Consider the following 22,476-nt stretch of genomic DNA (forward strand, 5'->3'; position numbering starts at 1 on the left):
TCGCTGCGACAGGCCTGGTCAGGTTCGGTCAGGCGGCCGGCTTCCTGACAGGTGGTCTGACCGGTGCGGTTCGGTCTGACAGGAGTCACGGGTTGTCGGTCTGTCACGCGGCCTCCGGGTGGGACAGGTTCGGCGAGGCCGGGGCCAGTGGGGTGGCGGCCTCGGCGCGGAGGACGCGCACGAGTGCGGAGGCGGTGGCGTTGGACAGGCGGTGCCCGTCCGCGCGGAGTTGCCGGGCGAGTTCCTTGCGGGACAGCGGCGTCCCGTGGGTGGCGAGCGTGCGAGCGGCGGTCCGGGCGGCCGGGACCAACGCGGTGATCTCTGGGCCCTGGTCCCGGACCGGCGGGCCGCCGCGGCGGCGGTCCGGGACCGCCCGGTCCTGGTCCGCTGTAGCCGGGACCGCGGCGGTGCGGTCCCGGACCGTGGCAGTGCTCGTGGGGACCGGCAACGGCGGTCCCGGGGCCGGTTTGCGAGTGTCCGGGACCGCGGAGTCCACGACCAGCAGTGGTCCCGGCCGGCCCTGCGTGGGTCGGGCGGTGTGGTCGGGTGGGGCGGGGTCGGCGCGGCCGAGGGCGATCTTCACCATCGTCAGGAAGCCGAGCGCCGGCAGCGCGGCGGCGACCCAGCCGATCACCGACGCTTCGGCCTCCACGACCTGGGCCGCGAGGGACAGGAACACCGCCACGGTCAGCACGGTCGCCGGGAAGGCGACGCTCTTGCCCCAGCGCCGGTTGCGGCGCAGTTCCAAGCCGGCGGCGATGGAGGCCAGTTCCAGGACGACAGCGTCGGCCCAGGCGAGCCAGCCCGGCTGGCCGTGCGCCGCAGCGACGTCATGGACGTGGCGGAACGAGGCTGCGCCGGCCGCGCCGCCGATCAACAGCATGATCAGCACCTGGATCCGGTTCTCCAGCCGCTCCCGCCTCGACCGCGCCTCCTTGGGCGGGTCCGGGGGTCGCTGCTTACGTGGTGCCAACGGCCCACCACCTGTCCACACGCCGTCCGGGTAGAGCCTCGAATGGCGTCACCCTGGTCCGGTGGACCGGTGAGGCAACCGCCAGCCCATTCGGATTGACGAGGATCGAGATCATGTTCGTGCTCCAGCTTCACGTGTAGGTATTCAAGAGCGATGAGGCAGGGCCACCGGTTGCGCTTGCGTGAACCGGGCAGGTTCTCGTGCGGACGCTTGCCGGGGAGTGCCCGGCGCGGTGGGACCCTTTGGGCGTGCGGGCGCCAACCAGCACTTCTCTGTCATCGAGCCAGCAAACCGGGCAGGCACCCGGGCGGCGGGTGTCGCTACAACCCGTACTGCAGGCCAGGATCAACGGGCAGGGCAGGAGGGCGACGGCCAGATTGCGTCACCAGGGTCACGGCTTACGTCACCGGCAGCGCTCGACGAGCGCCACAGTGGTGTGGCTCAACTCGCCGACGAGTGATCCTTCATGCGGGACCTCCCATCTCTCCATGTCCCCGGCAACACCAGCGCGAACAACAGCAGGCACCCGTGCTGAGAGCGCCCGCGCTTGTCTTTCTGACCGAACACCGTAAGCCGGCGGTGCGGGAACGTACATCGAGTACGCCCCGGGAACGCCTGCCGAGTCAACCTCGATTTCCGTGCGGCTCATCACCAAGCCATGACGCCAGTCCAGTGCGTGCAATCCGTCAGGGCGCGTGCCGCCTGGCCGGCGACAGGTGTCCTGGTCCTGGCCCTCAAGCCCCGCTCGAGCCGGCAGCTGCCGAAGCCTCGCCGTCCCACCGGAGCGGCGGATCAGCGACGTCCGCACGATGGAAGGGCTTGCCCTGGTCAGCGATCATGCCGGGGAGGAGGGCACCATGATCGAGGCGGGTGTCGGGTTCAGCGGCGCGCTGGCGTGTTCCAGCGGGACCGGCGACGGGGGAGCTCTGGTCAGTTCCTTCGCACGCAGAACTCGTTGCCGTCCGGATCGGCCAGCACGACGGTGCCGTCGTCACCGACCTCGAGCCGAGTGGCCCCGAGAGACAGCAGCCGTTCGACCTCCGCCTGCTGGTAGCCACCGGCCGGGGCGCGGTCGAAACGCTGCCGGTTCCGCCCCTGCTTCGGGGCCACGGGCGGGCCGCCCCACGCGACCTTCGTGCCGGCGTGCGGTGACTGGATCGCAGTCTCCTCGTTCTGGTCCCACACCAGCGGCCAGCCCAGCGCCTCGCTCCAGAAGAGGCCGACGTCCCGGGTGCCTTCGCAGGTGAGCTCCCCGAGGAAGCCGCACCCGGCGAGGTAGTTGTTGCCCGGCTCGATCACGTCAAACTCGTAGCCCTCGGGGTCGGCCAGGACGACATGCCCCTCCTCGGGGCGCTTCCCAGCGTCGAGGTGACTTCCGCCGAGCCTCAGCGCCGTCGCCACCGTCTGCTGCTGGTCGTCAAGGCTGGCGCTGGTCAGGTGGAGGTGCATGCGGTTCGGCCGCGCCATCTCCGCGCCGCTACGGGCGAACCGGAGACTGAGCTGGGTTTCGTGTCCCGGCAGGAGCACACCACCGGCGTCCTCGAGGATCTCCCGGCCGAGTATGCCGGCCCAGAACTGCGCCACGCGGTCCGGATCGCGCGCATCGAACGTCACCGAGAGGAGTCGCGAGCTCATCGCCCCACGCTGGGCGCGGGCCGGCAGGGCGACAATGCCATTTTGACCGGCACCAAACCTCGGCCGGCGCGACCGCGCCGGGCCTGTCACCGGCTCCCGCCGCCCACGCGATGTAAAAGCTTCTAGACACGGTGTCAAAGACACCTTACTCTAGGCGTGTCAAGGATTCTTTACATGGGGAGTCGATCATGACGCATGAGGAGAAACGCGCCTGGACCATGCTGGTGGTCAGCGTCGTCGGGTACGCGGTCTACGCGGCGGTCGTCCTGAGCCGGGTCGACGGTGGGCCGCTCTCCGCGACCCCATACGCCGGCGTTCTCCTGTGGACGGTCGGCGGCGCCATCGTCGCGAACATCGTGGCCGAGATCGCGATGGGCGTGGTGAACCCGCGGGCGTCCCGCGTCAAGGACGTTCGCGACCGGGAGATCGGGCGGCTCGGCGACCATGTTGGCCAGGCATTCGTGGTCATCGGCGCGGTGTCGGCGATGCTCATGGCGTTGGCCGAGTGGGACTGGTTCTGGATCGCCAACGTCATCTACCTGTGCTTCGTCCTGTCGGCGGTGGTCGGCTCCCTGGCGAAGGTGATCGTCTACCGCACGGGTGTCCCGCAGTGGTGAAGCCGACCCAGGTCACGAACAACATCCGCGCACTGCGCTTCGCGCATGACGAGATGACCCAGGCCGAACTCGCCGAGCGGATCGGCGTGACCCGGCAGACCGTCATCGCCATCGAGCAGGGCCGCTACTCGCCCTCGCTGGAAATGGCGTTCCGGATCGCCCGCGTGTTCGGCGTACGGCTCGACGACGTGTTCCAGTATCCCGAGGAGGCGGCACCATGAAGGCCATCGTCCAGGACACCTACGGCCCGGCGGACGTGCTCCAGCTCCGCGACATCGGACGGCCGGCCATCGGCGACGACGATGTCCTCGTCCAGGTCCGCGCGGCCGGGGTCGACCCCGGAGTCTGGATCTTCATGGCCGGCCGCCCCTACCTGGCGCGGCTGGCGAGCGGGTTGCGCCGGCCCCGGGTGCCGGTGCGCGGCCGGGACCTGGCCGGGGTGGTGGCCGCGGTCGGCGCCCGGGTGACCCGGTTCCAGCCGGGCGACGAGGTGTACGGCACCTGCCTGCGCGGCTCGTACGCCGAGTTCGCTAGCGCACCGCAGCGGCGACTGGCCCGCAAGCCGGCCAACGTGGCGTTCACCCAGGCCGCCGCGGTGCCGGTCTCCGGGATGACGGCGCTGCGCGCCGTACGCGACAGCGGCGAGGTGCGCCCGGGGCACCGGGTGCTGGTGATCGGCGCATCGGGCGGTGTCGGGTCCCTGGCCGTGCAGATCGCCAAGGCGTACGGGGCGACGGTGACCGCAGTCTGCGCCCCGGCCAAGGCCGATTTCGTCCGCTCCCTCGGCGCTGAGGACGTCCTCGACTACACGAGCGAGGAGATCGACCGCGACGGTCCGGTGTACGACGTGGTGATCGACACCGGCGGTGATCGGCCGTTGTCATTGCTGCGGCGTGCGCTCACCCCGCACGGGACGCTGGCGCTGGTCGGTGGCGCGTACGCCAAGGGCCCGATGCTCAGCGGTTACGACCGGCAGATGATCCGCGCGCCGCTGCTGTCCCTGTTCGTCGGCCAACGGCTTCGCAGCGTGAGCGCCGTGGAGCGGGCCGAGGACCTGGACGAGCTACGAGATCTCATCGAGTCCGGCGCGCTGACCCCGGTGGTCGACCGCACCTACCCCCTTGCCGAGGCATCGGACGCGATCCGGCACCTCCGGGACGGGCACCCGGCAGGAAAGGTGGTCCTCACCATCTGAGCTGCTTGTCATAGCGGCGCGCCAGCCTCGCCGCCTTCCGGCGCCGCGACCCGTACGCCGGCACGACCCAGCTGCTCGTCGAGCTGCTGGCCGACCCCTCCGGCCTGGCAGGTTGGCTTCTGCGTCTGATCGATGTCGATCCTGAGGCGGCACTTGTCGTCGGCCAGCGCCGCCTGCCCGGGGTCGCCTGACCGGGCGCCACACGACGCTGAGCCGGTGGACCGCCGCCTTCGAGGCGTTCTAGCTGGGGTAGTCCTTGAGCGGCGCAAACGTGCGGCCTGAGTATCGGCGGCCACCCTTTGTGGCCGCCCTGGTTGTCAGTTGTCGGCAGCCCAGAATCGGACCCGGAACCGTTCGGCGTCCATGATCGGGATGGGGTGGTCTGGTTGTGCTGCGATCCGGCACAACTGGCTCCGTCCGGTGACACTGACCTGGGCGTGGTAGCGGCCCGGCGGCCCGAGCGTCAGGATCGGGCTGGCCTGGAACTCCAACATGCCGGACACGTGCACGGTGCCCTCGCTCAGGGCCAGGGTCACCTGTTGCTGAGCATCCGCGTCCTGCCGGTCGTCGGGTGGGGTCGCGGCCCAGGACTCAAGCACGACCCGGGCGCAGTGGTAGGAATCCGAGGCGCTCATGAGGTACAGGATGTCGTCGCCGGCGGAGCAGAGCGGCACCTCACCGGCGAAGAGGTCATCCAGGAAATCGGCGGCCGCACCGGCAACGATGATGATGCCGTGCTCGGGCGGTAGCAGCGCCTCGACGCTGTCCAGCGGTCCTGTCATCGCCCCTCACAGTAGTTTGTGGGACCTCGCTCTAGAGCGGGCCGGACGGTGGGGTACAGCGGCAGCGGCGAGCCCGGTACTAGGGTCTCCGTTGGCCGTCGAAGCGGCGGCTGGCCGACACGGGGAGGTGTCATGCGGCGTCGTCAATTGCTGGCGTCCGGAATGTTCACGGCGATCGGGCTCAGCGCCGGCGAGCTACTGACAGCAGCGCCGGCCGCCGCCGAGACAACCCCGCTGAAGAGCGTGGGCACCCAGCTGCCGGTAAACGACCTGCGCGCGATCGAGCTCGACGAGGCGCGCGGCCGCCTCTACATCGCCCAGGGGGTCGGCGGCGGGCTGCCGCTGGTGGTGACCGACCTCGACGGCCGGCTGCTGAACCGGGTCACGGCCATCGCCGACATCTCCGACCTCGTCCTCAGCGACGACGGGCGCATACTGTACGCGGCCCAGGACTTCAACCGGATCATCGCGCTGGACACCGCCACGCTCACCACCATCGCCAGCTACCCCGCACCCCCCGGCGCCCACTTGTACACCGTCGAACCGAGCGGCGACAAGGTCGTCGGCGGGTTCATCGACGCCGGCATCGGCTCCGGAGGTCTGCTGATCTGGTCCGCGCCCGGCACCCCGCCGGTGGTCTACACCGGCGGCCCCAACTACCACCCGATCATCGACGCCAGCCCCGGCGCGCCCGGCCTCCTCGTCGCCGGCGACACCGGGTATTCGCCCGTCACCACGTACGTCATCGACGTCTCCGGGGACAGCCCGAGGATCGTCGCCCGGCGGGACAACACCGGCAGCAACCTCATCGACTACGCCGTGAGCCCGGACGGCACCGAGGTGGTGGAGACAGTTGGCCACCCGTACGAGCATCACTCGTACCGGCTGCCGGATCTCGCCGACGCCACTGTCTATCCCAGCGGGGTCTATCCGCAGGACGCCGCCTGGTCCGGGGACGGCTCCACCGTCGCCATCGGCCGTGCCTCGACCGCTACCGGTGACGCCGATGTCTACCTCTACGCCAAGGGCAGCACGGTCCCGACGTACGCCGTCGACTTCCGGAGCAACGACAGCCTCTGGGAGGGCACGCTGCTGGTCAACCAGGCGGGCACCCGGGCCTGGGCAATCAGCTCGACCGACCCCTACCAGGAAACGCAGCTGCTGCACTCCTTCGGGCCGGCGCACCCGCCGAGGCCGCCGGTCACCGACCTGGCCGTCACCGCCCAGGTGGGGACCGGCAAGGAGAAGGGCACCGCGCAGCTCACCGTGACCTGGAGTTCGCCGATCGGCGACGACAACTACTGGTGGATCACTGCGTCGACCAACGGCGGGGCCGAGCGGGAGTTCTGGCGCGGCAAGATGGATGCCAGCGGCAGGTACGCCCTCACCTACTCGCTGCCACGCGGTACCACCACGTTCACGGTCCGGTACCGCGACTACTGGCAGTTCTACCCCGACGGGTACGCGACCGCAGCGCTGCAGCGGTGAGCGCACCGATCCGGCCCCGCGGTCCGCTCGCCCGCCGCAGCGCATTGACGCTGCTGCTGCTTGCCACCGGCCTTGCGGGCTGCGCCCGACCCGGTGCCGCCGGAGCCAGCGCCGTCTGGGACGCCCCAGCGCCCACCGCCGCGGCGACGGGGAGTGCCGTTGCGGCGACGACGAGCGCAGCGGCGTCACCAACGCCGAGCAACCGCTCCGCGAGCGCCTCCGCCAGGCCGAAACCACGCCCGTCGGGCGCAGCGCGGGGCGGCTCGGCCGCCGCCCCGGCGCCGGCCCCGGCCGCCCGGGCCACACCGGCCCCGGAGTTCCCCCGCGGCTACACCCTGCTGTCGCAGACCTGCACCCTCCAGGTCGGCCAGCAGGTGTACGTCTCGCGCAGCGGCAAGACGAAGGGCAATTTCCGCTTCTGCACCCAACGGCTGCGCAAGAACGACACGGGCGGGTACTACCTCAACCCGTACGTCTTCGTCGAGCCGTTCTTCCTCGACGGCAGCCGATGGCTCCCGGACTCGCGTGAGCCGGTGAGCCTAACCATCACCTGCCGGGTCGTTCACGCCGGCGAACAGGACTACTCCCTCACCGCCACCTCGCCGAGCGGGAACGGGCCCGGGCACACCGCGTCCTGCGGCCGGCTGGTGCCGCACGCGGTCACCCCGACGACCGGCGGCGACGCCTACACGATCCGATTCAGCGGATACACCTCGGGCGGTTACTACGGGGTGCTCGCCTTCGACACCGAGGTGCACTTCCCGGGCGCCGGCAAACCGACCCCGGAGCAGCAGGTGACCGTACCGCGCTGACGCGGATGTACCACGACCGCGACCCGTGCGGTGCTTACTCAACGCCCCTCATCGTCAGCGGTGATCGACAGGTGACTTGAGCAACTTTCACTACTAGCGTCGGTCGAACCTGGACAGTCACTACTCGGGGAGGACGTCCAATGTTTCGTCCACGCCACCACCGGAGCGCCCGATGAGGGCGCGCCCACTTGCCGCCGCGGCGACGGCCACCGTCCTGGTCGCCGCCGGCCTCACCATCAACGGCGGCACCGCCGTCGCTCACGGCCCTGGCTACTCCGCCCTGATTCAGCGCGCCTCGTACGGCGTACCGCACATCACCGCCCACGACTTCGCCAGTCTCGGTTACGGCGTCGGCTACGCCCAAGCCGAGGACAACATCTGCCTGATCGCCGAGCAGATGGTCACCGTCCGCGCCGAGCGATCCCGCTCGTTCGGTACGACCACCAGCAACGTCACCAGCGACCTGTTCCAGCAGAAGGCCATCGACGCCCGCGCCGCCGAGCGCTGGCTCACCGGCCCGCGCGACGGCATCCACGCACCCTCCACCGAGGTACGCGACCAGATCCGCGGCTTCGTCGCCGGCTACAACGCCTACCTCCGCAGCGCCAAGGACAAGATCACCGACCCGGCCTGCAAGGGCAAGGACTGGGTACGCCCGATCACCGAGCTCGACATGTGGCGGGCGAACTGGACGCGGATGATCCGGGCCAGCTCCGGCGCGCTCGCCGACGGCATCGTCGCCGCCGCACCGCCCGGTACCGGCGGAACCGCGAGCGCCCCGCAGGCCGAAGCCGTCGTCGCCGCCCGTGACGGCGCGCCGGCCGGGGTGGGCAGCAACGCGTACGGCCTGGGGCGCGACGCCACCGCCAGCGGCGGCGGCATGCTGCTCGCGAACCCGCACTTCCCCTGGGACGGCGGCGAGCGCTTCTACCGAATGCACCTGAAGGTGCCCGGCCGGTACGACGTGGAGGGCGCGGCCCTGGTCGGCGACCCGATCGTCGAGATCGGCCACAACGGCCGGATCGCCTGGTCGCACACCGTCTCCACCGCCCGCCGGTTTGTCTGGCACCGGCTCACGCTCGTGCCCGGCGACCCGACCAGCTACCTCTACGACGGCCAGCCCCGGAAGATGACCGCCCGCACCGTCACCGTCCAGACGCCGGGCGGCCCGGTTGCCCGTACCTTCTACGACACCCACTTCGGCCCGGTCGTCGTGGTGCCGGGCACCTTCGACTGGACGGCGCAGGCCGCGTACGCGATCACCGACGTCAACGCCGCCAACAACCGCGCGCTCGATGGCTGGCTCGCCATGGGGCGCGCGAAGTCGGTGGGTGAGCTGCGGACGGTGCTGGACCGGCGGCAGTTCCTGCCCTGGGTCAACGTCATCGCCGCCGACCGCGACGGCAATGCCCTCTACGCCGACCACTCTGTCGTGCCCCGGGTCACCGGCACCCTCGCGGCCGCGTGCATCCCGGCGCCCTTCCAGCCCCTGTACGCCAGCAGCGGCCAGGCCGTCCTCGACGGCTCCCGCTCCGCCTGTGAGCTGGGCCGGGACCCGGACGCCGCGGTGCCCGGCATTCTCGGCCCGGGCAACCTGCCCGCGCTGGTCCGCAGCGACTACGTGACCAACTCCAACGACAGCTACTGGCTGGCCAACCCGGCTCGCCCGCTGGAGGGGTATTCGCGCATCATCGGCGACGAGCGGACCCCGCGTAGCCTGCGGACCCGGCTCGGCGTGCACCAGGTGCAGCAGCGGATCGCGGGCACCGACGGGCTCCCCGGCAAGGGCTTCACCACCGGCAAGCTGTGGGACGTCACGTTCCGCGACCGGGCGTACGGGGGTGAGCTGGTCCGCGACGACCTGGTCCGGGCCTGCGAGGCGCAGCCGACCGCCACCGCCTCCGACGGCACCACCGTCGACCTGGCCGCCGCCTGCGCTGCCCTGCGCGGCTGGGACCTGAAGGTCAACCTCGACAGCCGGGGCGCGCACCTGTTCACCGAGTTCGCCCTGGCCGGCGGCCTGCGCTTCGCCGACCCGTTCGACCCGGCCGCCCCGCTCACCACGCCGAGCCGGCTCGCCGTCGACGACCCGAGGGTACGCACCGCCCTCGCCAATGCCGTCCGCTAGCTGGACGGCATACCGCTCGACACCCGCCTCGGCGACATCCAGACCGAGCCGCGCGGCGCCGAGCGCATCCCGATCCACGGCGGCCGAGCGGAAGCCGGCGTCTTCAACATGATCATCGGGGTGCTGCAGCCCGGCGTCGGCTACACGAAGGTCCAGCACGGCTCGTCGTTCGTGATGGCCGTCGAGCTGGGCCGCAACGGGCCGTCGGGCCGGCAGATCCTGACCTACTCCCAGTCGGCCAACCCGAACTCGCCCTGGTACGCCGACCAGACCCGGCTCTACTCGGGCAAGGGCTGGGACACCATCAAGTTCACCGAGCGGCAGCTCAAGGCCGACCCGAACCTGGTCACGTACCGGGTGGGGGAGCGGTAGGCCGGCAGCACCCGCTTCGCCAGCGAGGGTCCGGCGGCCGGCCAGCCGGCCGGCCGTCGCGCCCAGCTCAGCTGCGATCGTCCCCAGCGGTCGCGGCGCGGGGCGTATGGTCGGCGCTGTGGTAGGAGCGGGGCATCGATACCGCTACGTCGGCCCGGCCGACGTGCGGGCCTCGGTCGCGGACGCCCCCGAGGGCTGGCCCATCCGATCACCGGCCGATCTCGACGCCTACCTGGCCGCGGCGGATCCACGCGACCGCGACGAGCCCTTCACGTACGTCATCGACCCTGCCGGCACCCTGCGGCTCGCGTCGAGACGCAGCGAGCACGTCGCCTGCGCCGGCGGTGGGGAGGTCCTCGGCGCGGGCGAGATCGCCTTCACGGGCGAGCGAATCGACTGGGTCGTCACCGAGGTGAGCAACCACTCCACCGGCTACTGCCCCGATCCCACCTCGTGGCTGGCGGTGGCGGCCGCCCTAGACCGGGCAGGTCTCGACCACCCGGAAGGCTTCACCGTGGCAGTCGTCTTCCGGCGCTGCCTGGACTGCGGCGATCGCAACCTCGTCCGCGACGACGACTACAACTGCGCGCTCTGCGGTGCCGAGCTCCCGGAGGATGTGGAACCTCGGCTGGCGGCCCAGCCGGCGACCGACCAGTGTTCGCGCTGACAACAGGAGCCGGCTGATCGACAAGCGCTCCCTTAGGTGGCCCGTCCTCGTCGACTTTGACTCCACCCCGGACCGACTTGAGATCACTGTCGACGCCTATGATCAGATCGACGTCAACGGATGGGCGCAGCTGGAGGTGCTGCACGAGCTGCTGGAGTCCATGGGTCGACCCGGCTGACACCGGAGACCGACAACCCGGAGGCGACGAAGGAGGCCCTGGCCCTGGCCCTCGAGCCCCGCTTCAACCGGCAGGTGCCCAAAGCCGCGCCGCGCAGCTGGCAGCGGCGACTAAGAAGCAGGCCGCGAAAACCGGATCACCGGTCCCGCTCGGGTCAGGTCACGCCGTCTACGGGATGGCGAAGAAGCTGAGGAAACGGAAGGCCAGCCACGGCTTACGGCCCCACGCCCGCAGCTTCCCACGCGCGATCAACGGCCACTGGCCGCTCAGGCCCGCACTCAACAGGAAGAACGACACCGGATCGACCGAGATGGTGCAGTCGATGCGCCCCGGCGCCGTGTCGCTGACCTCGGCCACCCCGTCGGTGAAGAGCACCCAGAACCGGGAAACGCCGCGCAGCCGCAGCTCGTAGCAGGCGCTCAGGCCCCGCACGGCGGCCTGGTCGACGAGGCGAGGCATCGTGGTGTGGATGAACGGCAGGATCAGTTCGACGTGCCGCGGCCGGACGATCGGCGGCTGCCGGAGGGCAGCGGTGATCGCGCTGCCGTGGCTCAGCATGTGCGCGAGCAGATAGCAGCCGAACGCCCCCAGCGGCATCGGGCCCATGGGCGTGTCGACGATCTCCGCAGCGGGTCGGGCGCGGGCCGCCTCGAGGAACGCGGCAGCCTGTCCGGCGATCCGCTGCGCGAGGACGGCGGGGTCGCGCTCGCCGTCCGCGCTCAGCGCCTGGGCGTTCGCGGCGGCCAGCCCGGCCTTCGTCCCATCCCCGTGCGTCGCCGGTCGGCCGGCGGCGATCGTCGCCATGAGTTCGTTGGCCATCGCCAGATGTGCCGCCGCCTCGGCGACGGTCCAGTCCGCGCCGGGGATGGGGATGTCGGCGTCGGGTAGCGCGCCGATCAGGTCGGCCAGCCGCCCCGCCACGGCAAGGATTTCGTTGGACAGGTCGCCGTGCTCGGTGGGGTCAGCCGTCGTCTGGGCCATGACCGCGAATCTTGACCGATCCCGAACCTCCTGTCCAGGGCGCCCTGACAACGGGCGTCCAGCGGCTCGCCTGCGCGACCAGCGGGATGCCCTCGCGGTAGGTCGGCACCGCCGCAGTTCAGCCCAGCTCGCGTTTGGCCTTGGCGTTGGAGACGCGCATCGACGTGGTCATCATCGCGTGGACGTACGGGATGGGCCGCAGCCGAGTTCGAGACGCGCCACGGCCGGCGCGCACCGAACTCGGCTGCGAGCGCCACAGGCAGCCGTCGAGCACCCCAGCCAACGCTCGTACCTGCTGGTGCGACGGTCACCGCAGGGCCGGAGCGGCCCTCCGCCGCCGGCCCGTCCCGCCCGAGTCCCTTAGCGGGCGCTCTGGCCGGCCAGGATCTGGCGCTCGAGCTCGAGGCGTCATCCGCCCAGCGCGGCGATTTCCGCGGCCGAGGCGTTGCCGCCGGTGCACACCACCGCGACGCGCTGGCCGGCGAACGTGTCCGGGCGGGCGAGCACGGCGGCGAGCACGGCGGCTCCGGCGCCTTCGGCGAGGGTGTGCGCGTGGCTGGCCAGCAGCCGTTGCGCGTCGCCGATCTGCTCGTCGTCGGCTGTCCACACTGCACCGATCGCCCCTGGCGGCGGGCGCTCAGCGGCTCGCGCTCGCGATCAGCGGGATGCCCTCGCGGTAGGTCGGCACCGCCGGAGCCCAGCCCAGTTCCCGCTTGGCCTTGGCGTTGGAGACGCGCATCGAGGTGGTCATCATCGCGTGGGCGTACGGGATGGGCCGCAGCATCCAGCTCGGGACCCGCCACGGCCGGCGCGCCCCGATCGCCGCCGCCAGCGTGTCCAGGTAGTCGCCCCAGCGCACCGGCTCGTCGTCGACGATGTTGTATGCCTGCCCGGCCCGCCCCTTCTCCAGCGCGGCCACGGTCGCCGCGGCGGCGTCCTCCAGGTAGATGAAGTTGGCGTAGCCGCCCCCGGAGGGCACGGGCAGCCGGCGCTTGCGCACCAGGTTGACGATCATGTCGGTCATGCGGTCCTGCCCGTAGAAGAACCCGTAGCGCAGCGCGACGCCCTCCACCTCGTCGGCCGCGAAGACCTGCTCCTCGGTGGCGCGGATCGCCGCCACCGCCTCGCCGAGCTTGCCGCCCGCCGGCTCGGCGAACGGGTCGTCCTCGCTGATTGCGCGCGGGCCGTGATCCCGGTAGCCGTAGCCCAGCACGATCGACTGGGTGACGAAGCGGTGGGCGCCGACCGCCCGGGCCGCCGCGAGCAGGTTTGCCGTGCCGGTGGTACGCAGGGCGTTCGTGCCCTGGAGCGCCTCGCCCATCTTCGTGGTGCCCAGCGCCGTCAACTCGTGGACGACCGCGTCGGCCCGCACGTCGCGTATGGCGGCGAGCAGGTTCTCTCGATTCATCACGTCGGCCACGACGGCCTCGGCGCCAGCGTCGCGCAGCCGCTCGGCGTTGCCTGGGCTACGGCTGATCCCGACCACCTGGTGGCCGCCGGCGATGAGTTGGCGGGTGAGGGGCCGACCGACGGCGCCCGAGGCGCCCGCGAGCAGAACTCTCATGGCTGGGGTTCCCTTCTTCGGGTGTCACCCCGGTAGACGAGCGATCGGCCCGGCATGTGATGGCCGGTCGGTGTGTCGTCCGCCACCGCCGGCCCCGGCCCACCCCTTGCCAAGCCGCGGCGGAGGAGCTACCTGCGGGATCAGGCGTCGTTCGGCGCCGGCTGCCCGTCGAGGCAGGTGTGCGACGCGAGTCCGGGTGGGTGTCCGAGGAGTGGCTCGCCTACCTGGCCTGGGCGACGGAGCAGGCGCACGGCCGGGGCATCGAGCCCGACGAGGTGGAGATGGCACTGTTTCACGACCGTTGGGTTTGACGGGGGCAGGTGCAGGCGGGGGCCTCTCTGCTTAGCAGGTCGTCAGAGCCTGTTCTTGACTGTGGTGTGCACGCCGTCGTACGTCGCGACCGCCTCGCAGGTCAGGCCAACCGAGGTAGGCGTCTGGCCCAGCAGCGCCGACGTGAGGGTGTAGTTGGCGGTGCTGTTCACCGACCAGCCGTTCTCGGTCTCCCACGCTTCCTGGAGCTCCACCCCGGTCATCGACACGAGAATGTCGTGCCGAGGCCAGCGCGCCTCTCGGCATCCCGCTCAATCGCGGTCCGGCACTCCCGCTGAGCTTGCTCCTTGGTGAGGTCGTTCCGACCGACGAACCAGGTGCATTCCTCCACCGGGTCAGCCAGTCCGAACGAGACGGTTGAGCAGTCCGGCACCAACGCACAAATGATCAAGGCCGCGAGATGGCCGTTTGTCAGCCGCCCGGATGATGACGGTCCCAGCACGGGACACCAGGGTGTTCCCGTGCAACCTCAACAATTCACTCCAGGCAACAATCAGCCTCAGGTGCCGGGCCCGGCCCAGCCGCAGGCTCCATACGCCGGCTCCGACGTCACGGCCGCCCCTCAGCCGGCAGTCCCGTACTCCGCGCCGCCGGTTGCCCATCCGCCGCAGTCGGCGGTGCCCTACTCGGGCCCGCCCGCCGCCTACCCGCCGGGCCCCTACGCGCCCCAGCAGGCATATCCGTATCCGGCCCAGCCGGCGCCATACCCGCCGCAGTTCGCCGCGCCGCTGCCGCCGCCGGTCTACACCCGGGAGTACATCGGCGCTGGGTTCCACGCTTTGCACATCACGCTGAGTGTCTTCACGGGAGGATGCTGGCTCCCGGTGTATGGGCTGCTCTACTACAAGAAGTCCCGGCCGAAGACGGTGACCACCTACGGTCGGTGAAACACCCGATCGCGGTCGAGGGGGCACCCCGGGGCGAGGGCCGCTGGTCAGAACCCCTGCGGCCGTAGCGCCCGGTGGTGCCCACCAGGCGGTATCTCCCGGGTCGCCTGCGACTGCGCCGTGGATTGACACAACCGCAGCTCGCCGGCCTGGATCTCCACTCCGCCCTCGTCCAGGCCATGCTTTATCCAACCAGCGCGGCCCAGCGAGGGCGGTTCCCGGATGGGGGAGCGCCGCCACCGACAGACCCGGCTCGTATGGTGGCGGGGCGCGGCAGTCGGCTCGGGGAGGGTGTTCCATGCTCGCGGAACTGGCAGCTCCGCCGGCCGTCGAGGCCGAGCGGGTGATCACCGCCGTCCTGGCCGACCTGCGCTCCGGTGACCACCGGGGCGTGGTGGTCGACTCGCCGCCGGGCGCCGGCAAGTCCACCCTCGTGGTCCGCGCCGCCGTCGAGCTGGCCGCCGGCGGTGAGCCGCTGATCGTCGTGGCGCAGACCAATGAGCAGGTCGACGACCTCATCGACCGGCTCGCCCGCAAGGCCCCCGAGCTGCCCATCGGCCGGCTCTCCGCGACCGACTACCAGCCCACCGACCGGGTGAAGGGCCATGAGACGGTCCGGGTGGCCGCCAAGGTTGCCGACCTCGGCGGTGCGGCCGTCATCGTCGGTACGGCCGCGAAGTGGGCCACCGTGGCCGAGGGCGTCTGGCCGTGGGCGATCGTCGACGAGGCGTACCAGATGCGGTCGGACGCGCTGCTGCGCGTGGCCGGGCGGTTCGAGCGGGCGCTGTTCGTGGGCGACCCGGGGCAGCTCGACCCGTTCTCCACGGTCGAGACCGCGCGCTGGACGGGGCTGACCTGGGATCCGATGCAGTCGGCGGTGGCCACCCTGCTGCGGCACAACCCGGAGCTGCCGGTGCACCGGCTGCCGGTGTCCTGGCGGCTGCCGGCCACCGCCGCGCCGGTGGTGGCCGCCGCGTTCTACCCGTTCACCGGGTTCCGCGCCGGCACCGGGCCGGCCGACCGGGCGCTGGCCCTCACCGAGCCGGGGCCGGGCGACCCCTTCGACGCGACGGTCGAGGTGGCGGCTTCAGCCGGCTGGGCGCTGCACGAGCTGCCCGCCCGGCACACGCCGCGTACCGATTCCGAGGCCGCGGCAGCGTGCGCCGCCCTCGCCCGGCGATTCCTGGACCGTGGACCGGTCGGGTTCTCCGAGCAGGCGCCCGACGGTGCGCCGGTGACCGCGGACCGGATCGCCGTCGGGGCCGCGCACCGCGACCAGGTGGCGGCCATCCGGTCGCACCTGGGCGCGGCCGGCGCGGGCATCACCGTCGACACCGCCAACCGGCTCCAGGGCCGGGAGTACGACGTGACGATCGTGCTGCACCCGCTCTCCGGCCGGCGGGACGCGACCGCGTTCCACCTGGAGTCCGGGCGGCTCTGCGTGCTGGCATCCCGGCACCGGCACGCGTGTGTGGTGGTGGCGCGGGCGGGGATCGCCGAGCTGCTCGACGCGCACCCGTCGACCGAGCGGGTGCACCTGGACGTGCCGGTGAAGTTCCCGGACGGTTGGGAGGCCAACCACACGATGCTCGCCCACCTCGCCGCGCGCCGGGCCTCCTGACCAGGGATCGCCGACTCAAGGAGCGGTTGCGGGAGAACCTCCTCTCCCGCACCGATGCCGAACACGAATGGCGCACCCGGTCGGGTCGTCCCGTCCATACGGCCATTCCGAAGCGCCGCCACTGCGAACGCATCCACCGTCAGCTCAATGCCGACATGGTGGGGTTCTCCACAGGACCTGCGGTGGCCCCGGGTAGCCACGTCCGACCCCGCGCCGGAACCGATTTGGATCTCCCAGGCAACCCTGTTGTACTGACCAGTCAGTACAACAGAACAGGGAGTCGTGGGTGAGGAAGTGGTTTGTCGCGTCGTTCCTGGCGCTCGTCATGGCGGTGGTCGCCGCCGTACCCCATCCCGCGGTGGCCGCGCCCGCAACGGGGTCCACCGCGTCCACGCAGGACCGTCTTGTCGCGTTCCGGGCGTGCCTCGATCGCGAAGGGGGCTCGTCGCTGCTGCGTCGGGTGGCCAACCTGCGGGAGTGCGCGGAGGAGGCCGGATACTCCGTCGAGGTCCTGCGGGGGTGCCTGGCCGCGGGTGAGGGCGCCCCGAGCCTGGCCGACCGGATCACGCGGGTGAGTGACTGCCTGGACGAGGCCGGCCTGCACGTGGCCTCGGTGATCGGCCGGCTGGCCCTCTACGTCGAGATCGTGGACATCTTCCGGTCCGCCGCGGTGGCTACCGCCACCGACGCGCGGGACCTCGCGCAACGGGTCGAGGCGGACCTGACCGCCGGCGGCCGGAACCTGGCGGAGCTGCGCGCGGCAATGGAGCGGCAGGTCGGCCGTCCACTGAGCGTCATGGGCGCCATCGGGGAATGGTTGCGGGTGGCGGCCGAGCTGGGCGAGCTGTTCGCCGACGCCTCGACGGCCCTACCCGAGATCAACAAGCATCTCGACGAGGCCAACCAGGGGGTCGCCCAGGCCAACGCGGCGCTGCGACAGATGAACGGCGCCATGGTCACGGTCAACCAGGCGTTCGCGGAGATGAACGCCGGGCTGGCGCTGGCGGACCAGGGCATGACCCAGCTCAATGCCGGCATCGCCCGGGCGAACGCCGGGATGCGGCAGGCCGTCAAAGGTGTCGAGCAGGCCAACGCCGGACTGGCCGAGGCGAACGCCGCGGTGGCCCGGCTGCGCCTCCTCGCCCCCTCGTTCACCGGCCTCGGTGGGATCGGCGGCCGGCTGTTCGACGGGCTGTGGGAGGCCTACGACCGGCACACCGCCGTCCAGCCGCAGTACGACCTCGCCGACTTCGCCGGCCGGCCGCTGGAGGACGCGCTTGCCTCGCTCGTCGCCGACCTGATCCCCGGCGTCGGCGACGTCAAGGGCGTCAGCGAGGCGGTCTACGGCCGGGACCTGGTCACCGGTCAACCGCTCAGCGGCGTCGAGCGGGCCCTCGGCGCGATCGTCCTGATCCGCTACGCCAAGCCGCTCTACAAGGGCGCCGACAGCGTCTACAACGCGGCGCGGCTGCGCGGGGTCTTCGACGCGATGCAGAAGGGCAACGATGTCGTCGACAGCCTCCGCAGCACCGGCAAGCTTCCCCCGAACTACATCACCCAGGCGGAGGCCAGCTCCCGGTACGGCTGGGAGAAGGGCAAGGCCCTCGCTCCGCGCGCCCCGGGCAAGGCACTCGGCGGCGACGTGTTCCGCAACGACGACCTGGTGCTCCCTGACGCGCCCAGCCGGGTCTGGTACGAGGCGGACATCGGCCAGAACTACGCCATGACCCGGGCGAAGAACGCCGGCACCCGGCTGCTCTACTCCAGCGACGGCCTGATGTACGTCACGCCCGACCACTACGAGTCGGTCTACTACGTGGGCCGCTACAAGTAGCCCGTTCCGGCGGGGAGCCGGCCGGTCGCCGGCTTCCCGCCACTCCGCGCCGAGCCCGAGGAGTCGACATGCCGCACGACGAGGACCCCGCCCCGCCGGAACGCCTGACCATCGACCTGTCCGGCGTGTACGACGTCGACCAGCTGCACACCGTCCTGCGCCGCGAGCTGCGTTTCCCCGGCTGGACCTCGCGGACCTGGTCCGGCTTCAACGACGTGATCCGGACGATGGTCGAGCTGCCTCGCGAGATCACCTTCACCGGCTGGGCCGCGCTGTCCGAACGGCTGCCCCGCGACAGCCGGATCCTGCGCGAGCTGTTCGACGACTACCAGGCGGCGCACCGGGGCGAGCCTGGGTGGGAGTCCACGGTCCACTACCGCGACTAGCGTGCTCTTCGCCGGTGCGGCGGCTGTCACTTGCCGTGCGGGTCGTGCGCGTTGAGGGTCGCGACGACCTGGTCGTAGTCGCCGCGCGCCTCGCCGTAGCGGAGGAACTTCACCCGCTCGACCTGGATCTCCCGGGCGTCGGGCTGCGCCTCGATCAGCGCGACGACCTCGCTCACGAACTCGTCGAGCGGCATGGCGAACTCGCTGGTCTCCTGCCCGGGCATCAGCGCGGTACGCACCGACGGCGGTTCCAGCTCCACGACCTTGACGGTCGTGTCGGCGAGCTGCAGCCGGAGCGACTCGCTGAGCATGTGGATGGCGGCCTTGGACGCGTTGTAGCTCGGGGTGACCCGGAGCGGCGCGAACGCGAGGCCCGAGGAGACGGTCATGATCGTCGCGTCCGGCTGTGCCCGCAGGTGCTCGATGAACGCGGCGATGAGGCGGATCGGGCCGAGCAGGTTGGTCGTCACGGTCGCCTCGGCGGAGTCGAGGAACGACTCGGGCTGGTGCCAGTCCTCGACGCGCATGATGCCCGCCATCGTGACGAGGACGTTGAGGTCCGGGTGCTTCGCCAGCACCTGCGCGGCCGCCGAGGCGATGCTCGCCGGGTCCGCTGTGTCGATCGCGACGGTGTGGATGTCCGGGTGTTCCGCGGCGACCTTCTCGAGCAGGTCGGTGCGCCGGCCGCCGATGATGACGGTGTTGCCCCGGGCCTTGAGTTCGAGGGCGAGGGCGAGACCGATCCCGCTCGTGGAGCCGGGGACGAAGATGGTGTTTCCGGAGATGTTCATGCCTCGAGCCTGGCCCACCCTTGCGGTTCGGGGGCAGAGACCGGTTATCGGGGGATCGGCAATCTCTGGTTGGCCCGCACGGCGGGCGGATACTGGGATCATGGACCGCGCAGCCCTGGCCGACTTCCTCCGCCACCGCCGTGAGGCGCTGCAGCCCGCGGATGTCGGGCTGGCCACGGGTGTCCGGCGGCGCGCCCCCGGCCTGCGGCGCGAGGAGGTGGCGGCTCTGGCCACCATGTCGACCGACTACTACACGCGGCTCGAACAGCAGCGCGGCCCGCAGCCGAGCCCGCAGCTGCTGGCGTCCCTCGCCCGGGCACTGCGGCTGAGTCGCGACGAACGCGACTACCTGTTCCGGGTGGCCGGCCACAACGCCCCGGCGTCGATCTCCACCGCGACGCACGTCGCCCCGGCGCTGCTGCGGGTGCTGGACCGGCTGGCGGACACCCCGGCGCTCATCCTGTCCAACCTCGGCGAGATCCTCGTGCAGAACCGGATGGCCGAGGCCCTGTTCGGGGACCGGTCGGGCCACACGGGGCTGGCCCGCAGCGAGATCTACCGGTGGTTCACCGACCCCGCCGAGCGGTCCCGCTACCCGGAGGAGGACCGCGACCGGCAGAGCCGCGCCCAGGTGGCCAACCTGCGCGCCGCGTACGGGTCGATGGGGCCGCAGTCGCGGGCCGGCGAGCTGGTGCGGGCGCTGCAGAAGATCAGCCCCGAGTTCGCCGAGCTGTGGGAGCGGCACGAGGTCGCCCAGCGCTTCGCCGACCACAAGACGCTGATCCATCCCGAGCTCGGCCCGATCGAGCTGGACTGCCAGGTGCTGTTCACCGAGGACCAGTCCCAGGCCCTGCTGGTGCTCACCGCGCCGCCGCGCAGCGAGGGTTACGAGAAGCTGCGGCTGCTCGCCGTGCTGGGCACCGAGCGTTTCCCCGCCGACACGGCACCCCGCTGACGGGCCGCTGACTCAATGCGCCGCCGCGCGTGAATCCGGCACAGGAGGGACCATTCACGCCGCCGGGGATTCCCGGCTTTCCTGTCGGCCTCCCGTCACGCAGGGTGTTCATCTGATCCGTCTCGGTCGATAGCGTCGGTGCACTGGCCGTCGACGAAAGGCCGACGATGAACCACAACCCGTACCCGTTCTCGCGTCGGCGCCTGCTCGCCGGCGCGGCGGCGGCCTCGGCGGTCACCGTGACCGGCGTGGCCGTCGCCCCGACCGCCGCCACGGCGACCCCCGTCCGCGCCACCGCGCCGCTGGTCACCCGGGACCGGGTCGCCACCGCGGCGCTGCGGGCACCCGACGGCACCGCCGCGGCGGCGGCGTTCAAGGCGGACTTCCACGCTCGGCTGTCCGCCTGGCTGGCCTTCTGGTCGGCGAACTCACCCCGCGCCTGGAGCGCCCCCGTCCACGTGGTCGGCCGGGTCGCCCCGGCCGGCGACGCCCTCACCCTGCACGCCATCCGCTACCGGCGCGACGACGAACTGCGCGCCGGCTTCGTGGCCGGGCGGCGGGACCGTGGCCACACGGCGACCGTGGCCAGCCTGCACCACCACTTCCCGAGCGTGCGCGTCCTGCCCGACGGCGCGGTCCGGGTCGGCGACGGGCCCGCCGGGTTCACCGGCGCGCCCGGGCAGGTCGCCTTCGCGGTCGCCGCCTGCCGGGAGCTGTGGGGCGACGGCGACGCCACCGCCGCGCGCTGGGCGGAGCACGCCGGCCGGGCGCTCGCCCGGGCCGGGCAGCCGGCCGACGCCGCCTCGCACGCCGGCTGGGCGGCCTTCACCCGGATCAGCCTGCGCCGCGGGCTGGGCACCGAATCGTACGAGTGACCGGAGGTAGTACATGTCCCGCAACGAGTTCCGCTTCGTGGTCGACGGCGTCGACCTGACCCCCGAGCAGCAGACCCTCATCGCCGGCGAGATCCAGAAGGCCGGCCTGGCCGCCCTGGGCACCGCCAACGCCAAGCTGACCAACCCGCTCACCCTCGGCCACGGCAACCTCAAGCTACGCCCCGAGTGGTACGGCCTCTGGGTGCTCGACGGCCCGTTCGCCCAGGACCTCGGCCAGAAGATCAACGACATCGGCTTCTGGATGCAGCGGTGACCGACGCCGTCGGGCGCACCGACCCGCCGGAGCGGATGTGTCCGAGCACGCCGGCGGCGAACGCCACGGTGTTCCTCGGCATGATCACTCCGGCGGGGCGGGTCGCCTACGTGACGCCGGCCGTGCCGGCCGAGGTGGCGCTCGCCGCGGCCGGCGACTCCGACGCCCCGGTTGAGTCGCGTGTCCGGCTGGCCGGCCCGTGCGTCACGTCGTCCTGCGGCTTCTGGACCGGCGAGCACTGCGGCCTGGGCGCCCGCATGGCCGCCTCCTACGCGGAGACGGCCGAGCCGGGCGAGGAGCAGTTGCCGAAGTGTGCGATCCGGCGCACCTGCCGGTGGTTCGCCGAGCAGGGCCCGGCGGCCTGCCCGGCCTGCTCGCACGTGGTCACCGACGCGCGCTGAGATTCAGTCGCCCGGGGGCGTGTAGTCGGTCTGCGTCCGGGTCGCCTCGTCGACCTCGGCCGGGGTCAGCAGCGGTGTGACGCGGGTCCGCAGCCCGCGCGCCGCGCCGATGCGGATGGCCAGCGCGGCGGCGGTGCGGTGGTCGGGCAGGTCGCACAGCACGTAGGTGTCGTCGTCGGCGAAGGCGAAGTGCATCGACATCAACTGCCCGCCGGCGTCCTCGACCAGTTTCCGAACCACCTCGGCGCGCTTGGTGCCGCCGTCGCGCGTCAGCCCGCCGATCCCGTCCGGGGTGTAGACGGAGCGCAGCAGGAAGGCGGGCATGTCAACTGCCGCCCTGCCGCTGCACCCGCTCGGCGCCCTGGACCTTGGCGCGGCCCTGGTCCCGTTCCGAGCCCGCGGCGCCGGTGGCGGTGTGCAACCGATGCCGCTTGCCCGTACGTTCCATCTCCGCGCCCTGGCGGCCCGGCGCGCCGCTGCCCGGGTGCCGGTTCGCCCGCGCCGACTCGCCGCCCGGATCGTGCTTGTTCTGCTTGTGGCTACCCATGGGCCGCGGTTACCCGCTGCCTCCACCGCTAGTCATGAACCCGTCCCGGCCACGGCGGTCGTGACCCCCGGTACGTGCCACGGCCGTGGTGCGGCAGCGGCGTCCCGACACGGGTCGGCCGTCGCTGGTTCCCGTGGCCGGGCTCCCCGCGTTGTCGGACCGGTCGACTACCGTCGGGACGTC

General features: G+C 71.8%; 25 protein-coding genes and 1 pseudogene. 16 read left to right on the forward strand and 10 right to left on the reverse strand.

What is annotated here, in order from left to right:
• Nucleotides 1-103 precede the first annotated feature (103 nt).
• Together ABZS80_RS02280 and ABZS80_RS02285 are read right to left on the reverse strand one after the other, a co-directional pair.
• Nucleotides 104-973 (reverse strand): DUF2637 domain-containing protein, encoded by an 870-nt coding sequence (locus tag ABZS80_RS02280; protein ID WP_355054043.1) that lies wholly within the window; start codon nt 971-973, stop codon nt 104-106.
• Nucleotides 974-1,903: 930 nt separating this feature from the next.
• Nucleotides 1,904-2,608: a VOC family protein gene (locus ABZS80_RS02285; protein WP_355054044.1), complete on the reverse strand. Its 705-nt coding sequence runs from the start codon at nt 2,606-2,608 to the stop codon at nt 1,904-1,906.
• Nucleotides 2,609-2,796: 188 nt separating this feature from the next.
• Here ABZS80_RS02285 and ABZS80_RS02290 point away from each other — a divergent pair, with 188 nt between their 5' ends.
• The 3 genes from ABZS80_RS02290 to ABZS80_RS02300 are packed head-to-tail and all read left to right on the forward strand — an operon-like array spanning nt 2,797 to nt 4,420.
• Nucleotides 2,797-3,225 carry a hypothetical protein gene (locus ABZS80_RS02290; protein WP_355054045.1) on the forward strand — a complete coding sequence of 143 codons (429 nt, stop codon included), beginning with the start codon at nt 2,797-2,799 and terminating at the stop codon, nt 3,223-3,225.
• A gap of 23 nt (nt 3,226-3,248) precedes the next feature.
• Nucleotides 3,249-3,446, forward strand: coding sequence for a helix-turn-helix transcriptional regulator (locus ABZS80_RS02295; RefSeq protein WP_255352245.1), 198 nt, complete (start codon nt 3,249-3,251; stop codon nt 3,444-3,446).
• A complete protein-coding gene (locus ABZS80_RS02300; protein ID WP_355054046.1) occupies nt 3,443-4,420 on the forward strand; it encodes an NAD(P)-dependent alcohol dehydrogenase in 978 nt (325 codons plus the stop codon). Before ABZS80_RS02295 ends, ABZS80_RS02300 begins: the two co-directional genes overlap by 4 nt.
• A 317-nt stretch (nt 4,421-4,737) precedes the next feature.
• Here the strand turns inward: ABZS80_RS02300 and ABZS80_RS02305 are convergent, their stop codons facing one another.
• Complete coding sequence (locus ABZS80_RS02305; RefSeq protein ID WP_355054047.1) at nt 4,738-5,202, reverse strand: hypothetical protein; 465 nt, start codon at nt 5,200-5,202, stop codon at nt 4,738-4,740.
• Between the two features lie 132 nt (nt 5,203-5,334).
• Here ABZS80_RS02305 and ABZS80_RS02310 point away from each other — a divergent pair, with 132 nt between their 5' ends.
• The 4 genes and pseudogenes from ABZS80_RS02310 (at nt 5,335) to ABZS80_RS02325 (ending at nt 10,669) form a co-directional block, all read left to right on the forward strand.
• Nucleotides 5,335-6,690, forward strand: a complete 1,356-nt coding sequence (locus tag ABZS80_RS02310) for a hypothetical protein (protein WP_355054048.1) — start codon at nt 5,335-5,337, stop codon at nt 6,688-6,690.
• Entirely contained in the window at nt 6,687-7,502 is an 816-nt protein-coding gene (locus ABZS80_RS02315; RefSeq protein WP_355054049.1) for a hypothetical protein, read from the forward strand. Before ABZS80_RS02310 ends, ABZS80_RS02315 begins: the two co-directional genes overlap by 4 nt.
• Nucleotides 7,503-7,674: 172 nt before the next feature.
• Nucleotides 7,675-10,002, forward strand: a pseudogene (locus ABZS80_RS02320) (acylase).
• Nucleotides 10,003-10,120: 118 nt separating this feature from the next.
• Nucleotides 10,121-10,669 carry a hypothetical protein gene (locus ABZS80_RS02325; RefSeq protein ID WP_355054050.1) on the forward strand — a complete coding sequence of 183 codons (549 nt, stop codon included), beginning with the start codon at nt 10,121-10,123 and terminating at the stop codon, nt 10,667-10,669.
• A 346-nt stretch (nt 10,670-11,015) separates the two neighbouring features.
• On the opposite strand, the gene ABZS80_RS02330 is transcribed toward ABZS80_RS02325, so the two are convergent.
• The 3 genes from ABZS80_RS02330 to ABZS80_RS02340 all read right to left on the reverse strand — a co-directional run bounded on the left by ABZS80_RS02330 (nt 11,016) and on the right by ABZS80_RS02340 (nt 13,392).
• Nucleotides 11,016-11,828, reverse strand: a complete 813-nt coding sequence (locus ABZS80_RS02330; RefSeq protein ID WP_355054051.1) for a maleylpyruvate isomerase N-terminal domain-containing protein — start codon at nt 11,826-11,828, stop codon at nt 11,016-11,018.
• A gap of 408 nt (nt 11,829-12,236) precedes the next feature.
• The gene (locus tag ABZS80_RS02335) at nt 12,237-12,437 is read right to left on the reverse strand and encodes a hypothetical protein (RefSeq protein ID WP_355054052.1); all 201 of its coding nucleotides are present in this window, start codon (nt 12,435-12,437) and stop codon (nt 12,237-12,239) included.
• A 28-nt stretch (nt 12,438-12,465) separates the two neighbouring features.
• Entirely contained in the window at nt 12,466-13,392 is a 927-nt protein-coding gene (locus tag ABZS80_RS02340; protein WP_355054053.1) for an NAD(P)-dependent oxidoreductase, read from the reverse strand.
• 59 nt (nt 13,393-13,451) lie between these two features.
• Between ABZS80_RS02340 and ABZS80_RS02345 the strand changes: the two genes are divergently transcribed.
• The gene (locus ABZS80_RS02345; RefSeq protein ID WP_355054054.1) at nt 13,452-13,703 is read left to right on the forward strand and encodes a hypothetical protein; all 252 of its coding nucleotides are present in this window, start codon (nt 13,452-13,454) and stop codon (nt 13,701-13,703) included.
• A gap of 42 nt (nt 13,704-13,745) precedes the next feature.
• On the opposite strand, the gene ABZS80_RS02350 is transcribed toward ABZS80_RS02345, so the two are convergent.
• Nucleotides 13,746-13,925 carry a hypothetical protein gene (locus ABZS80_RS02350; protein WP_355054055.1) on the reverse strand — a complete coding sequence of 60 codons (180 nt, stop codon included), beginning with the start codon at nt 13,923-13,925 and terminating at the stop codon, nt 13,746-13,748.
• Between the two features lie 414 nt (nt 13,926-14,339).
• Here ABZS80_RS02350 and ABZS80_RS02355 point away from each other — a divergent pair, with 414 nt between their 5' ends.
• From ABZS80_RS02355 to ABZS80_RS02370, 4 genes are all read left to right on the forward strand, one after another.
• Nucleotides 14,340-14,609 carry a hypothetical protein gene (locus ABZS80_RS02355; RefSeq protein WP_355054056.1) on the forward strand — a complete coding sequence of 90 codons (270 nt, stop codon included), beginning with the start codon at nt 14,340-14,342 and terminating at the stop codon, nt 14,607-14,609.
• A 298-nt stretch (nt 14,610-14,907) separates the two neighbouring features.
• Complete coding sequence (locus ABZS80_RS02360; RefSeq protein ID WP_355054057.1) at nt 14,908-16,230, forward strand: AAA domain-containing protein; 1,323 nt, start codon at nt 14,908-14,910, stop codon at nt 16,228-16,230.
• Nucleotides 16,231-16,516: 286 nt separating this feature from the next.
• Nucleotides 16,517-18,064 (forward strand): pre-toxin TG domain-containing protein, encoded by a 1,548-nt coding sequence (locus tag ABZS80_RS02365; protein WP_355054058.1) that lies wholly within the window; start codon nt 16,517-16,519, stop codon nt 18,062-18,064.
• Nucleotides 18,065-18,132: 68 nt separating this feature from the next.
• Complete coding sequence (locus ABZS80_RS02370) at nt 18,133-18,450, forward strand: barstar family protein (RefSeq protein WP_355054059.1); 318 nt, start codon at nt 18,133-18,135, stop codon at nt 18,448-18,450.
• Nucleotides 18,451-18,476: 26 nt separating this feature from the next.
• On the opposite strand, the gene ABZS80_RS02375 is transcribed toward ABZS80_RS02370, so the two are convergent.
• Complete coding sequence (locus ABZS80_RS02375) at nt 18,477-19,241, reverse strand: SDR family NAD(P)-dependent oxidoreductase (RefSeq protein WP_355054060.1); 765 nt, start codon at nt 19,239-19,241, stop codon at nt 18,477-18,479.
• Between the two features lie 100 nt (nt 19,242-19,341).
• Between ABZS80_RS02375 and ABZS80_RS02380 the strand changes: the two genes are divergently transcribed.
• The 4 genes from ABZS80_RS02380 to ABZS80_RS02395 all read left to right on the forward strand — a co-directional run bounded on the left by ABZS80_RS02380 (nt 19,342) and on the right by ABZS80_RS02395 (nt 21,746).
• Nucleotides 19,342-20,196, forward strand: a complete 855-nt coding sequence (locus tag ABZS80_RS02380; RefSeq protein ID WP_355054061.1) for a helix-turn-helix transcriptional regulator — start codon at nt 19,342-19,344, stop codon at nt 20,194-20,196.
• A 167-nt stretch (nt 20,197-20,363) separates the two neighbouring features.
• Nucleotides 20,364-21,071, forward strand: a complete 708-nt coding sequence (locus ABZS80_RS02385) for a hypothetical protein (protein WP_355054062.1) — start codon at nt 20,364-20,366, stop codon at nt 21,069-21,071.
• A gap of 13 nt (nt 21,072-21,084) precedes the next feature.
• A complete protein-coding gene (locus ABZS80_RS02390; RefSeq protein ID WP_091269514.1) occupies nt 21,085-21,345 on the forward strand; it encodes a hypothetical protein in 261 nt (86 codons plus the stop codon).
• On the forward strand, nt 21,342-21,746 hold the full coding sequence (locus ABZS80_RS02395) for a hypothetical protein (protein ID WP_355054063.1): 405 nt from the start codon (nt 21,342-21,344) through the stop codon (nt 21,744-21,746). Before ABZS80_RS02390 ends, ABZS80_RS02395 begins: the two co-directional genes overlap by 4 nt.
• Nucleotides 21,747-21,749: 3 nt before the next feature.
• Here the strand turns inward: ABZS80_RS02395 and ABZS80_RS02400 are convergent, their stop codons facing one another.
• Both ABZS80_RS02400 and ABZS80_RS02405 read right to left on the reverse strand, forming a co-directional pair.
• Entirely contained in the window at nt 21,750-22,070 is a 321-nt protein-coding gene (locus ABZS80_RS02400; RefSeq protein WP_355054064.1) for a GYD domain-containing protein, read from the reverse strand.
• 1 nt (nt 22,071) lies between these two features.
• Nucleotides 22,072-22,293, reverse strand: a complete 222-nt coding sequence (locus ABZS80_RS02405) for a hypothetical protein (RefSeq protein WP_355054065.1) — start codon at nt 22,291-22,293, stop codon at nt 22,072-22,074.
• Nucleotides 22,294-22,476 lie beyond the last annotated feature (183 nt).

Source organism: Micromonospora sp. NPDC005305 (assembly GCF_040607315.1).
Taxonomy (GTDB): domain Bacteria; phylum Actinomycetota; class Actinomycetes; order Mycobacteriales; family Micromonosporaceae; genus Micromonospora.

Excerpts from the sequence above, each read along its gene's own strand:
- ABZS80_RS02290 (WP_355054045.1), top strand. The coding sequence starts at position 2,797 with ATGACGCATGAGGAGAAACGCGCCTGGACCATGCTGGTGGTCAGCGTC.
- ABZS80_RS02380 (WP_355054061.1), top strand. The coding sequence starts at position 19,342 with ATGGACCGCGCAGCCCTGGCCGACTTCCTCCGCCACCGCCGTGAGGCG.
- ABZS80_RS02350 (WP_355054055.1), bottom strand. The coding sequence starts at position 13,925 with ATGACCGGGGTGGAGCTCCAGGAAGCGTGGGAGACCGAGAACGGCTGG.
- ABZS80_RS02405 (WP_355054065.1), bottom strand. The coding sequence starts at position 22,293 with ATGGGTAGCCACAAGCAGAACAAGCACGATCCGGGCGGCGAGTCGGCG.
- ABZS80_RS02375 (WP_355054060.1), bottom strand. The coding sequence starts at position 19,241 with ATGAACATCTCCGGAAACACCATCTTCGTCCCCGGCTCCACGAGCGGG.
- ABZS80_RS02385 (WP_355054062.1), top strand. The coding sequence starts at position 20,364 with ATGAACCACAACCCGTACCCGTTCTCGCGTCGGCGCCTGCTCGCCGGC.
- ABZS80_RS02345 (WP_355054054.1), top strand. The coding sequence starts at position 13,452 with ATGGCCGGTCGGTGTGTCGTCCGCCACCGCCGGCCCCGGCCCACCCCT.
- ABZS80_RS02370 (WP_355054059.1), top strand. The coding sequence starts at position 18,133 with ATGCCGCACGACGAGGACCCCGCCCCGCCGGAACGCCTGACCATCGAC.
- ABZS80_RS02360 (WP_355054057.1), top strand. The coding sequence starts at position 14,908 with ATGCTCGCGGAACTGGCAGCTCCGCCGGCCGTCGAGGCCGAGCGGGTG.
- ABZS80_RS02340 (WP_355054053.1), bottom strand. The coding sequence starts at position 13,392 with ATGAGAGTTCTGCTCGCGGGCGCCTCGGGCGCCGTCGGTCGGCCCCTC.
- ABZS80_RS02330 (WP_355054051.1), bottom strand. The coding sequence starts at position 11,828 with ATGGCCCAGACGACGGCTGACCCCACCGAGCACGGCGACCTGTCCAAC.
- ABZS80_RS02305 (WP_355054047.1), bottom strand. The coding sequence starts at position 5,202 with ATGACAGGACCGCTGGACAGCGTCGAGGCGCTGCTACCGCCCGAGCAC.
- ABZS80_RS02400 (WP_355054064.1), bottom strand. The coding sequence starts at position 22,070 with ATGCCCGCCTTCCTGCTGCGCTCCGTCTACACCCCGGACGGGATCGGC.
- ABZS80_RS02285 (WP_355054044.1), bottom strand. The coding sequence starts at position 2,608 with ATGAGCTCGCGACTCCTCTCGGTGACGTTCGATGCGCGCGATCCGGAC.
- ABZS80_RS02300 (WP_355054046.1), top strand. The coding sequence starts at position 3,443 with ATGAAGGCCATCGTCCAGGACACCTACGGCCCGGCGGACGTGCTCCAG.
- ABZS80_RS02310 (WP_355054048.1), top strand. The coding sequence starts at position 5,335 with ATGCGGCGTCGTCAATTGCTGGCGTCCGGAATGTTCACGGCGATCGGG.
- ABZS80_RS02390 (WP_091269514.1), top strand. The coding sequence starts at position 21,085 with ATGTCCCGCAACGAGTTCCGCTTCGTGGTCGACGGCGTCGACCTGACC.